General features: G+C 48.7%; 8 protein-coding genes, 1 tRNA gene and 1 pseudogene. All 10 read right to left on the minus strand.

Annotation, left to right across the window (positions count from 1 at the left end):
• Positions 1-146: 146 nt before the first annotated feature.
• Positions 147-4373, minus strand: a complete 4227-nt coding sequence (rpoC, locus tag GY843_RS00315; RefSeq protein ID WP_297305731.1) for a DNA-directed RNA polymerase subunit beta' — start codon at positions 4371-4373, stop codon at positions 147-149.
• A 75-nt stretch (positions 4374-4448) separates the two neighbouring features.
• A complete protein-coding gene (gene rpoB / locus GY843_RS00320) occupies positions 4449-8549 on the minus strand; it encodes a DNA-directed RNA polymerase subunit beta (protein ID WP_297305732.1) in 4101 nt (1366 codons plus the stop codon).
• 170 nt (positions 8550-8719) lie between these two features.
• A complete protein-coding gene (gene rplL / locus GY843_RS00325) occupies positions 8720-9094 on the minus strand; it encodes a 50S ribosomal protein L7/L12 (RefSeq protein WP_297305733.1) in 375 nt (124 codons plus the stop codon).
• A gap of 70 nt (positions 9095-9164) precedes the next feature.
• Positions 9165-9656, minus strand: coding sequence for a 50S ribosomal protein L10 (gene rplJ, locus GY843_RS00330; protein WP_297305734.1), 492 nt, complete (start codon positions 9654-9656; stop codon positions 9165-9167).
• 213 nt (positions 9657-9869) lie between these two features.
• Entirely contained in the window at positions 9870-10565 is a 696-nt protein-coding gene (rplA, locus tag GY843_RS00335; RefSeq protein WP_297305735.1) for a 50S ribosomal protein L1, read from the minus strand.
• Positions 10565-10999: a 50S ribosomal protein L11 gene (rplK, locus tag GY843_RS00340; protein ID WP_297305736.1), complete on the minus strand. Its 435-nt coding sequence runs from the start codon at positions 10997-10999 to the stop codon at positions 10565-10567. The genes rplA and rplK overlap by 1 nt, the downstream gene beginning before the upstream one ends.
• Positions 11000-11101: 102 nt before the next feature.
• On the minus strand, positions 11102-11635 hold the full coding sequence (gene nusG / locus GY843_RS00345; RefSeq protein WP_297305737.1) for a transcription termination/antitermination protein NusG: 534 nt from the start codon (positions 11633-11635) through the stop codon (positions 11102-11104).
• Positions 11636-11647: 12 nt separating this feature from the next.
• Positions 11648-12016: a preprotein translocase subunit SecE gene (gene secE, locus GY843_RS00350; RefSeq protein WP_297305738.1), complete on the minus strand. Its 369-nt coding sequence runs from the start codon at positions 12014-12016 to the stop codon at positions 11648-11650.
• Positions 12017-12074: 58 nt separating this feature from the next.
• A tRNA-Trp gene (locus GY843_RS00355) sits at positions 12075-12150 on the minus strand.
• Positions 12151-12215: 65 nt separating this feature from the next.
• Positions 12216-12534, minus strand: a pseudogene (gene tuf / locus GY843_RS00360) (elongation factor Tu); the annotation flags it as partial.

Consider the following 12534-nt stretch of genomic DNA (forward strand, 5'->3'; position numbering starts at 1 on the left):
AATCGTTGCCATTAAGCAAACTCCACGTTTTGATTTAACACCATAAAAAATTGGATTTTTTCAAACCCAACCAACAAAGGGGCCGGAATTTTAATCAATTCCGGCCCCGATCGTCAAATACTGAACACTATTTATTCAATAAATAGTTATTCCGCATCTGGCATAGACGCATTCAGCGCTTCAGTCAGTGCCTGTTGCACTTCTTCTGCGCTCACAGTCACGCTCTCACCTTCAGCAGGCTGAGCACGCTTGCGCTTGCGTTCTTCGTGGTAAGCCAGACCAGAACCCGCTGGGATCAGTCGACCTACAACCACGTTTTCTTTCAGACCACGCAGGAAGTCCTGCTTGCCTGTTACGGCACCTTCTGTCAGGACACGTGTTGTTTCCTGGAAGGATGCTGCAGAGATAAAGGACTCTGTAGCCAGGGAAGCTTTGGTGATACCCAGCAGCACGCGATCGAACTTAGCAGGGATCTTGCCCGCTGCTTCCAGCTCTTCGTTTTCAGCAATAACTGCCTGGTATTCAACCTGATCACCTGGAATGAATGTAGAGTCACCCGCAGAAACGATCTCAACTTTACGCAACATCTGACGAACAATAACTTCGATGTGCTTATCGTTGATACCTACACCCTGCAGACGGTATACGTCCTGAATTTCACCTGTGATGTACTTAGCCAGTTCTTCTACACCCAGGACACGCAGAATATCGTGTGGGTTAGATGGACCATCAGAAACAACCTCACCCTTCTCAACGTGCTCACCTTCGAACACGTTCAGGTTACGCCATTTCTGGATCATAGTTTCATGTGGCTCAGCATCGTTTGGAGAGATAACCAGACGCTTCTTACCTTTTGTCTCTTTACCGAAACCGATCAGACCGGAAACTTCCGCCAGAATTGCAGACTCTTTCGGCTTACGCGCTTCGAACAAGTCAGCAACACGCGGCAGACCACCGGTGATATCTTTGTTTACTGTACCTTCCTGAGGGATACGCGCCAGGACGTCACCGACCTGAACATCTGCACCGTTGGAAAGGTTCATGATCGCTTTCGCTGGTAGCAGATACTGTGCTGCAGAATCGGAACCAGTGTGCAGTACGTCGTTACCCTTCGCATCAACCAGTTTGATCATTGGACGGATATCTTTTCCTGCAGCCGGACGATCTTTAGCGTCCAGGACCTCAGTAGTCGACAGACCTGTCAGCTCATCAGTCTGGCTCTTAACGGTAATACCGTCTTCCATACCTGACAGCTCAACTTTACCCGCCACCTCAGAGATGATTGGGTGAGTATGAGGGTCCCAGTTAGCAACGATATCGCCTGCTTCCACAGTGCTACCGTCTTTAACTTTAATCACAGAACCGTATGGCAGCTTGTAACGCTCACGCTCACGGCCATGCTCGTCAGTTACACCCAGTTCACCAGAACGGGAAGTTGCAACCAATGCACCATCAGGACGCTCTACAAACTTCAGGTTGTGCAGACGGATCTCACCACCATTCTTAACCTGAATGCTGTCTACAGCAGCAGCTCGGGATGCCGCACCACCGATGTGGAACGTACGCATGGTCAGCTGTGTACCTGGCTCACCGATAGACTGCGCAGCGATAACACCGACAGCTTCACCTGGGTTAACCAGATGGCCACGACCCAGATCACGACCGTAACATTTCGCACAGATACCGTGACGCGTACGACAAGTGATCGCACTACGTACCGTAATTTCATCAATTGAAGAGTACTTGTCGTCATTTTCCAGACGGTGTTTCCATGCTTCATCGATCAGCGTACCGGCTTCGATCAGAACGTCTTCACCCTGTGGGTCCAGAACGTCAATCGCTACAGTACGACCCAGAACTCGATCGCCTAGCGCAACTACTACGTCGCCGCCTTCTATCAGAGGAACCATGACCAGACCTTCTTCTGTGCCACAGTCGTGCTCTGTAATTACTACGTCCTGCGCTACGTCTACCAGACGACGAGTCAGGTAACCGGAGTTCGCAGTTTTCAGTGCGGTATCGGCCAGACCTTTACGAGCACCGTGGGTCGAGATGAAGTACTGTAGTACGTTCAGACCTTCACGGAAGTTCGCAGTGATCGGCGTTTCGATGATAGAGCCATCCGGCTTAGCCATCAGACCACGCATACCCGCGAGCTGACGAATCTGAGCAGCACTACCACGGGCACCAGAGTCGGCCATCATGTATACAGAGTTGAAGGATTCCTGCTCGGATTCTTCACCCTCTTTCGTTACAACCGGCTCTGTTTTCAGGTTATCCATCATCTTCTTAGCCAACAGTTCGTTAGCACGAGACCAGATATCGATAACCTTGTTGTATTTCTCGCCCTGAGTTACCAGACCGTCAGCGAACTGACGCTCGATATCCATTACTTCAGCTTCTGCTTCATCGATAATGGTTACTTTCTCTTCAGGGATTTCGAAGTCGTTAACACCGATAGATACGCCAGACATAGTCGCTTGACGGAAGCCCATGTACATCAGCTGGTCGGCAAAGATAACTGTATCTTTCAGACCACAGCGCCGGTACGCTTCGTTCAGAAGGCGAGAGATCGCCTTCTTCTTCATCGGCTGGTTAACCAACTCGTACGGAAGACCATCTGGAACAATTGCGAACAGCAGTGCACGACCCGCAGTTGTTTCCTTCATTTCAGTAACTGTTTCCAGGTTACCTTCGATATCACGGATACTTTCAGTGATACGTACTTTGATCTTCGCTTGCAGATCTAATTGACCTGCACCCTGTGCACGCGCAATCTCTTCGATATCGGAGAAGACCATGCCTTCACCTTTCGCGTTTACACGGTCACGAGTCATGTAATAAAGACCCAGTACAACGTCCTGAGAAGGTACGATGATTGGCTCACCGTTCGCTGGAGACAGTACGTTGTTGGTAGACATCATCAGAGCACGCGCTTCAAGCTGTGCTTCGATAGTCAGCGGTACGTGTACCGCCATCTGGTCACCGTCGAAGTCGGCGTTGTATGCCGCACAAACTAGTGGGTGCAGCTGAATCGCTTTACCTTCGATCAGTACAGGCTCAAACGCCTGTATACCTAAACGGTGAAGTGTTGGTGCACGGTTAAGAAGTACTGGGTGTTCACGGATTACTTCATCCAGGATATCCCATACCAGCGCTTCTTCGCGCTCAACCATCTTCTTAGCAGCTTTGATTGTAGTCGCGTGACCACGAAGCTCTAGCTTAGAGAAGATGAATGGTTTGAATAGCTCAAGTGCCATCTTCTTAGGAAGACCACACTGGTGTAGACGTAGGTATGGACCTACTACGATTACAGAACGGCCTGAGTAGTCAACACGCTTACCTAGAAGGTTTTGACGGAAACGACCCTGCTTACCTTTGATCATGTCAGCCAAAGATTTCAGAGGACGCTTGTTAGAGCCAGTAATCGCACGGCCACGACGACCGTTATCTAGCAATGCATCAACAGATTCCTGCAGCATACGCTTTTCGTTACGTACGATGATATCTGGAGCATTAAGGTCAAGCAGACGCTTAAGACGGTTGTTACGGTTGATAACACGACGGTACAGATCGTTCAGATCAGATGTCGCGAAACGACCACCATCCAGCGGCACCAGAGGACGCAGATCAGGTGGCAGTACTGGCAGTACTTCCAGGATCATCCACTCTGGCTTGTTACCTGACTTGTAGAAAGCTTCCAGAAGTTTCAGACGCTTGGATAGCTTCTTGATCTTAGTCTCAGAGTTAGTCTGCGGCAGCTCTTCACGCAGCTGATTAACTTCTTCTTCCAGCTCGATGGAAGACAGCAGTTCTTTAACCGCTTCTGCACCCATACGTGCGTCGAAGTCATCACCAAACTCTTCCAGTGCTTCGAAGTACTGCTCATCGTTCAACAGCTGGCCACGCTCAAGCGTAGTCATACCTGGATCAATTACTACGAAAGATTCGAAGTACAGAACACGTTCGATATCACGCAGTGTCATATCCAGCATCAAACCGATACGGGATGGCAGAGACTTCAGGAACCAGATGTGTGCAACTGGAGAAGCCAGTTCGATGTGCGCCATACGCTCACGACGAACTTTAGCCAGTGTAACTTCTACGCCACACTTCTCACAGATAACACCACGGTGCTTCATGCGCTTGTACTTGCCGCACAGACACTCGTAATCTTTTACCGGGCCAAAGATTTTGGCACAGAACAGACCTTCACGCTCTGGCTTGAAGGTACGGTAGTTAATGGTTTCCGGTTTTTTTACTTCACCGTACGACCAAGAACGGATCATTTCCGGAGAGGCCAAAGAGATCTTGATAGAGTCGAACTCTTCAGATTGGCCCTGTGTTTTCAGCAGATTCAGCAGATCTTTCATTCTTTCAAGCTCCTAACGGAGTTCTTGCTTGAGGCCGCTCTAATGAGCGACCCCCGCCTGGTATACGTTTAGTACTTATTCAGATTCGAGCTCGATGTCGATACCCAGAGAACGGATCTCTTTGATAAGTACGTTGAAGGATTCCGGCATACCCGGCTCCATACGGTGATCGCCGTCTACGATGTTCTTATACATCTTAGTACGACCATTCACGTCATCGGACTTAACTGTGAGCATCTCCTGCAGAGTATAGGCAGCACCGTATGCTTCAAGTGCCCATACCTCCATCTCACCGAAGCGCTGACCACCGAACTGAGCCTTACCACCCAGCGGCTGCTGAGTAACCAGACTGTAAGAACCAGTAGAACGCGCATGCATCTTGTCGTCTACCAGGTGGTTCAGTTTCAGCATGTACATGTAACCTACAGTTACTGGGCGATCGAACTGATCACCAGTACGGCCATCAAACAGTGTAGTCTGACCTGAATCATCCAGCCCAGCCAGACGCAGCAGCGACTTCAGCTCAACTTCTTTAGCGCCGTCAAACGCTGGAGTTGCCAGAGGAACACCACCACACAGGTTCTTAGCCAGTTCCATGATTTCATCATCAGAGAAGCTGTCCAGATCTTCTGTACGGCTGTTCATGCCTGCACCCAGATCAGCATTGTAGATTTTATCCAGGAAGCCACGAACTTCCTTAACAGTTTCTACACGCTCACGTTCCTGATCCAGCATCTCATTGATGCGACGACCAAGACCTTTAGCTGCCATACCCATGTGAGTCTCAAGGATCTGACCTACGTTCATACGTGAAGGTACACCCAGTGGGTTCAGTACGATATCAACCGGCTCACCGTTTGCATCGTATGGCATGTCTTCAACCGGCATGATAACGGAGATAACACCCTTGTTACCGTGACGACCGGCCATCTTGTCACCAGGCTGTACACGACGCTTGGTAGCAACATAAACCTTAACAATTTTCAGAACGCCAGGTGCCAGATCGTCACCCGTCTGTAGCTTGCCTTTCTTATCTTCGAAGCGCTTGTCCAGAGACTCTTTACGATCTTCCAGCTGCTTCTCAGCCAGTTCCAGCTGTTCTGCGGCATTTTCATCAGCAACGCGGATTTTGAACCACTCGCCTTTAGCCAGACCAGACAGGAATTCAGAAGTAATTTCTGTACCTTTTGCAAGACCAGCACCGCCGTCAGCTTTCAGGCCAACCAGTACTTTTTCCAGACGCTCAAAAGTAGCCTGTTCAACAATACGGTATTCTTCGTTCAGATCCTTACGGATCGCATCAAGCTCAGACTTCTCGATGGACAGTGCACGCTCATCTTTCTGAACACCATCACGCGTGAATACCTGTACGTCGATAACTTTACCAACCGTACCTGTCTTAACTCGCAGAGATGTGTCTTTAACGTCAGAAGCCTTCTCACCGAAGATCGCACGCAGCAGTTTTTCTTCTGGAGTTAGCTGGCTTTCACCTTTAGGCGTTACTTTACCTACCAGGATGTCGCCAGGACCTACTTCAGCACCGATGTGAACGATACCCGCTTCATCCAGCTTAGCCAGTGCAGACTCACCTACGTTAGGGATATCCGCAGTAATCTCTTCAGAACCCAGCTTAGTATCACGTGCCACACAGGTCAGTTCCTGAATGTGGATAGTCGTGAAACGATCTTCCTGAACAACACGCTCGGAGATCAGGATGGAGTCCTCGAAGTTGTAACCATTCCAAGGCATGAACGCGATACGCATGTTCTGACCCAGTGCCAGCTCACCCATATCAACAGATGGACCATCTGCCATTACGTCACCCGGCTTAACGATATCGCCTGGGTTAACAATAGAGCGCTGGTTGATACAAGTGTTCTGGTTAGAACGCGTGTACTTAGTCAGGTTGTAGATATCTACACCCGCATCACCTGCCGTTACTTCATCATCATTTACACGAACAACGATACGGCTCGCGTCAACAGATTCAATTAGACCACCGCGACGTGCAACAACACATACACCGGAGTCCTGCGCAACGTTACGCTCGATACCTGTACCTACCAGCGGCTTGTCAGCACGCAGAGTTGGAACCGCCTGACGTTGCATGTTTGATCCCATCAATGCACGGTTCGCATCATCGTGCTCAAGGAATGGGATCAGAGATGCTGCTACAGATACAACCTGACGTGGAGAAACGTCCATGTACTGAACTTTCTCAGGCGCCATTACTGTCGTTTCGTTCAGGTGACGAACGGTAACCATGTCATCTGTCAGACGACCTTCTTCATCCATCGTCGCAGATGCCTGCGCGATTACGAAAGTGTTTTCTTCAATAGCTGAAAGGTAATCCAGCTCATCGGTAACCTTACTATCAACTACACGGCGGTAAGGCGTTTCCAGGAAACCATAGTCGTTAGTACGAGCAAAGGTTGCCAGGGAGTTGATCAGACCGATGTTTGGACCTTCAGGTGTTTCGATAGGACATACACGACCGTAGTGTGTTGGGTGTACGTCACGTACTTCAAAGCCTGCACGTTCACGTGTCAGACCACCTGGACCCAGTGCAGATACACGACGTTTGTGTGTAACTTCTGACAGCGGGTTGTTCTGGTCCATGAACTGAGACAGCTGAGAGGAACCAAAGAACTCTTTGATTGCTGCTGCAACTGGCTTAGCGTTAATCAGATCCTGTGGCATCAGGTTATCAGATTCAGCCATGCTCAAGCGTTCACGAACTGCACGCTCAACACGTACCAGACCTACGCGGAACTGGTTCTCTGCCATTTCACCAACAGAACGGATACGACGGTTACCCAGGTGGTCGATATCATCAACGGTGCCTTTACCGTTACGGATATCGATCAGGGTCTTCATCACTTCCAGAATGTCTTCTTTATCCAGTACGCCAGAACCTGTTACCTCTTCACGTGCCAGGCGACGGTTGAACTTCATACGTCCAACTGCAGACAGGTCGTAGCGCTCTTCTGTAAAGAACAGATTCTCGAACAGCGCTTCAGCAGATTCTTTTGTAGGTGGCTCACCAGGACGCATCATGCGGTAGATTTCTACCAGAGCTTCCAGCTGGTTACGGGTAGGATCGTTGCGCAGCGTATCTGAGATGAACGGACCGCAATCCAGGTCGTTAGTGTACAGAGTTTCGAACCCAGTGATCTTAGCAGCACGCAGCTGTTCAACCAGTTCTTCTGTAATCTCAGCGTTGCTTCCACAGATCAACTCACCTGTAGCCGGGTCAACGATATCTTTAGCGATCGCTTTACCCTGAAGGTACTCCATTGGTACCTCAAGCTCTTCCATGTTGGCCTTAGCCATCTGACGGATATGACGCGGCGTAATACGACGACCCGCTTCAACAATCACATTGCCATCAGGATCTTTCACTTCAAAAGACAGTGTTTCACCACGTAGGCGGTCAGCAACCAGCTGCATGTTGATCGTTTCGTCAGTCAGAGACCATGAAGTATTGTCGAAGAAGATATCCAGAATCTCTTCAGCTTCATAACCCAGTGCGCGCAGCAGGATAGTTGCCGGCAGCTTACGACGACGGTCGATACGTACGAACAGACTGTCTTTTGGATCAAATTCAAAGTCTAACCAGGAACCACGGTAAGGGATTACTCGCGCAGAGTAGAGCAGCTTACCAGAGGAGTGTGTTTTACCTTTATCATGGTCGAAGAACACACCTGGTGAACGGTGCAACTGAGATACGATTACACGCTCAGTACCGTTAACAACGAAAGTTCCGTTTTCAGTCATCAGGGGCATTTCGCCCATGTAGACTTCCTGTTCCTTGATGTCTTTTACGGCTTTGTTGCTGGATTCACGGTCATAGATAACCAGACGAACTTTTACGCGCAGAGGAGCAGCGTAAGTAATACCGCGTATCTGACACTCTTTAACGTCAAATACAGGCTCACCCAGACGGTAGCCAACATATTCCAGAGATGCATTTCCGGAATAGGACACGATTGGGAAGACAGAGTTAAATGCCGCATGCAGACCAGCATCTAAACGATCTGCTGCTTCAACTCCTGTCTGCAAAAACTTTTTATAGGAGTCGAGCTGTATTGCCAGCAAGTAAGGCACATCCATTACTTGCGGCAATTTACCGAAGTCCTTACGGATGCGTTTCTTTTCAGTGTATGAATAAGCCATCAGTGTTCCCCAGCAAGTGCACCAATTTATAAGCAGGCCGAAAACCCGTTTCGGACTGTGTTACCGCTATTTATTTGCTGTCTATAAATAACGGAAAAAGGCCGGTGACATATAGTCACCAGCCGTCAGCACTTCGAACAGATATTCTGTTCGGAATAGCATTGAAGTTATTACTTAACTTCAACAGAAGCGCCAGCTTCTTCCAGTGCTTTCTGAAGTTCTTCAGCTTCTTCTTTGCTAACGCCTTCTTTAACAGCAGCTGGAGCGCCGTCAACGATGCCTTTAGCTTCTTTCAGGCCAAGACCTGTAGCGCCACGTACTGCTTTGATTACGTTAACTTTCTTGTCGCCTGCAGCAGTCAGGATAACGTCAAATTCAGTTTTCTCTTCAGCAGCACCAGCGTCGCCGCCAGCAGCACCACCAGCAACAACAGCAGCAGCTGCAGTTACACCGAATTTTTCTTCCATTGCTTCGATCAGAGTCACAACGTCTTTAACAGACATTTCAGCAATTGCGTTTAGGATATCTTCGTTAGTCAGAGACATTTTCTATATTCCTGATATTTGTAAGCCCGAAGGCTCATTAAAACTTGTATAAATAAAGTTGCGTATAAACTTACGCAGCTTCTTCTTTCTGGTCGCGAACGGCTGCAATAGTGCGGCAAAGTTTGCCGGCTGCAGCTTCTTTCATGCAAGCCATCAGCTTCGCAATCGCTTCGTCGTATGTTGGCAGGCTTGCCAGCATAGCTACGTCTACGATTTCACCTTCGAATGCTGCTGCTTTCAGTTCAAAGTTATCATTACCTTTCGCAAAATCTTTCAGAATACGAGCGCCAGCGCCCGGATGTTCTGTAGAGAACGCAATGATACTTGGACCTTTGAAAGTGTCCTGTAGGCATGCATAGTCAGTGCCTTCAACTGCGCGCTTAGCCAGTGTGTTACGTACAACTTTAAGCCATACGCCGTTTTCACGAGCTTCTTTACGCAGTGCAGTCATATCGCCCACTTCAACGCCACGGGAATCCGCAACAACAGCAGACAGAGCACTAGATGCAGCTTCCTGGACTTCAGCGACGATCGCTTTTTTATCTTCGAGTCCTAATGCCACGATTTACTCCTGGAGTAGTCTTTCGACTTATTACCAACCGCCCCATTTCTGAGGCTTCCGAGTACGGTGGTTTGATTCAAATACAGAATCTCACCGTCTGCGCAGGCTGGTTTTGCCCATTAAGATAAGGTCTCCCTTATCACCTGCGGTCTTTGACGGCCTTCATCTCTGTGTAACAGGTACAGAAGACCCTCAAAAAACCTTTCATGTTGATTAAACTTCCAAAGAAGCCTGATCAACCAGTAAGCCTGGACCCATAGTAGTGGACAGAGTTACTTTCTTCAGATACACGCCTTTAGCAGAAGCTGGTTTCAGCTTCTTCAGGTCAGCAACCAGTGCTTCGATGTTCTGCTTGATAGCAGCCGCTTCGAAATCTGCTTTACCAACACCAGCATGAATGATGCCGTTTTTGTCAGTACGGAAACGTACCTGACCAGCTTTTGCATTCTTAACTGCAGTAACAACGTCTGGAGTTACTGTGCCAACTTTAGGGTTTGGCATCAGGCCACGTGGGCCCAGAACCTGACCTAGCTGACCAACAACGCGCATTGCGTCTGGAGTTGCGATAACAACACCAAAGTCCAGATCGCCACCTTTCATCTGCTCAGCCAGATCTTCGAAACCTACAACATCAGCGCCAGCTTCTTTTGCTTTCTCAGCGTTTTCACCCTGTGCAAACACAGCTACGCGAACATCGTTACCAGTACCGTTTGGCAGAACAGTAGAACCACGAACAACCTGATCAGATTTACGTGGATCAACACCCAGGTTTACTGCAACATCAACAGTCTCTTTGAACTTAACAGTAGACAGTTCAGACAGCAGAGATACTGCATCTTCAATAGAGTAAGCTTTACCCGCTTCAACTTTCTCAGCGATTAGCTTCTGACGTTTAGTTAGCTTAGCCATTACTCATCACCCTCCGGAATCAGACCCATGCTACGCGCAGTACCTGCGATAGTACGAACAGCCGCGTCCATATCAGCAGCAGTCAGGTCAGGCATTTTAACAGTAGCGATCTCTTCCATCTGAGCGCGAGTAACGTTACCCACTTTCTCAGTATTTGGACGACCAGAACCACTCTTCAGGCCAGCTGCTTTTTTCAGCAGAACTGCCGCTGGAGGCGTCTTAGTGATGAAAGTAAAGCTGCGATCAGCGTAAACAGTGATTACAACTGGAACTGGCAGACCGTTTTCCATGCTCTGTGTCTGAGCATTGAACGCCTTACAGAATTCCATGATGTTCACACCATGCTGACCCAGTGCTGGACCTACTGGAGGTGACGGATTCGCACCACCGGCTGGAACCTGCAGCTTAATATAAGCTTCGATTTTCTTAGCCATTTTTCAATGTACTCCTAGCGGGTTCAAACGCCTCTCGGCTCCCCATTTTCTCAAGACAGAAAAACCCCAGCTCTCGCTGAGGTTATTCCTAAAAGCTCTAGATCAGGCTTTTTCGACCTGACCGAAATCCAATTCTACCGGAGTAGAACGTCCGAAGATCAATACCGCAACCTGCAGCTTGTTCTTCTCGTAGTTAATCTCTTCAACCACGCCATTAAAGTCAGCAAACGGCCCATCAATAACACGAACCATTTCACCTGGCTCAAATACCGTTTTAGGACGCGGCTTATCAACACCACTCTCAACACGACTCAGAATCTCATTCGCTTCTGCTTCAGTGATTGGCGCTGGGTTACCTGCAGTACCACCAATAAAACCCAGTACATGCGGTGTATTCTTAACCAAATGCCAGCTCTCATCGTTCATATCCATGTGAACCAGCACGTAACCCGGATAGAATTTACGCTCAGATTTGCGCTTCTTACCATCACGGATCTCTACAACCTCTTCGGTAGGCACTAACACCTCACCAAAAAGATCCTGCATCTGATGCAGATCAATTCGCTCTTTCAGCGTATTCATCACACGCTTTTCGTACCCGGAGTACGCATGTACAACATACCAACGCTTAGACATGCCTATCGCCTCTTAACCTATAGCTCCAGATACCAGCCAGCTCAGCAACGAGTCCAGCCCCCACAACATCAAACCCACGATAAGAACAACCACAACAACAATCGCTGTTGTCTGTGCTGTTTCCTGACGTGTCGGCCATACAACCTTGCGAATTTCCTGTTTAGCTTCTTTAAACAGAGTAAAAAACGCTTTGCCTTTTGCTGTCTGCAAAGAAACAAAACCCGCAACCAATGCCAAAACAATCAAAGCCACTACGCGATAGAACAGAGACTGATCAGCGTAGACAGAGTTACCCACCACACCAACAGCCACAATCGCGACTACAACTACCCACTTAAGGGAGTCAAACTTTGAACCTTCGGAATCTACTTTCGCATTCACGCTTAGGGCCTCAGGGTTACTAAATGCTTGTTTCTTAAGATGCCAATCCAGAATGGATTGGCAGGCCAGGAGGGACTCGAACCCCCAACCTGCGGTTTTGGAGACCGCTGCTCTGCCAATTGAGCCACTGGCCTACTGCATAATAGGGAGGCGTATTGTATAAGCCTCCCTATCTCTTGGCAACACCTAATTGTTGATTTTATTCAACAATTTTAGATACAACGCCTGCACCTACTGTACGACCGCCTTCACGGATCGCAAAACGCAGACCTTCTTCCATCGCAACTGGGTTAATCAGGGTAACGTCCATCTGTACGTTATCACCTGGCATTACCATTTCTACACCTTCTGGCAGCTCACAAGCACCAGTGATGTCAGTTGTACGGAAGTAGAACTGTGGACGGTAGCCTTTGAAGAATGGAGTGTGACGACCGCCTTCTTCTTTGGACAGTACGTATACTTCACCTTCGAAACGAGTGTGAGGAGTGATAGAACCTGGAGCAGCCAGTACCTGACCA

The organism is Neptuniibacter sp., from assembly GCF_024231755.1.
In the GTDB taxonomy this organism is placed as follows: domain Bacteria; phylum Pseudomonadota; class Gammaproteobacteria; order Pseudomonadales; family Balneatricaceae; genus Neptuniibacter.

Excerpts from the sequence above, each read along its gene's own strand:
- rplL (WP_297305733.1), bottom strand. The coding sequence starts at position 9,094 with ATGTCTCTGACTAACGAAGATATCCTAAACGCAATTGCTGAAATGTCT.
- rpoC (WP_297305731.1), bottom strand. The coding sequence starts at position 4,373 with ATGAAAGATCTGCTGAATCTGCTGAAAACACAGGGCCAATCTGAAGAG.
- nusG (WP_297305737.1), bottom strand. The coding sequence starts at position 11,635 with ATGTCTAAGCGTTGGTATGTTGTACATGCGTACTCCGGGTACGAAAAG.
- rplK (WP_297305736.1), bottom strand. The coding sequence starts at position 10,999 with ATGGCTAAGAAAATCGAAGCTTATATTAAGCTGCAGGTTCCAGCCGGT.
- rpoB (WP_297305732.1), bottom strand. The coding sequence starts at position 8,549 with ATGGCTTATTCATACACTGAAAAGAAACGCATCCGTAAGGACTTCGGT.
- rplA (WP_297305735.1), bottom strand. The coding sequence starts at position 10,565 with ATGGCTAAGCTAACTAAACGTCAGAAGCTAATCGCTGAGAAAGTTGAA.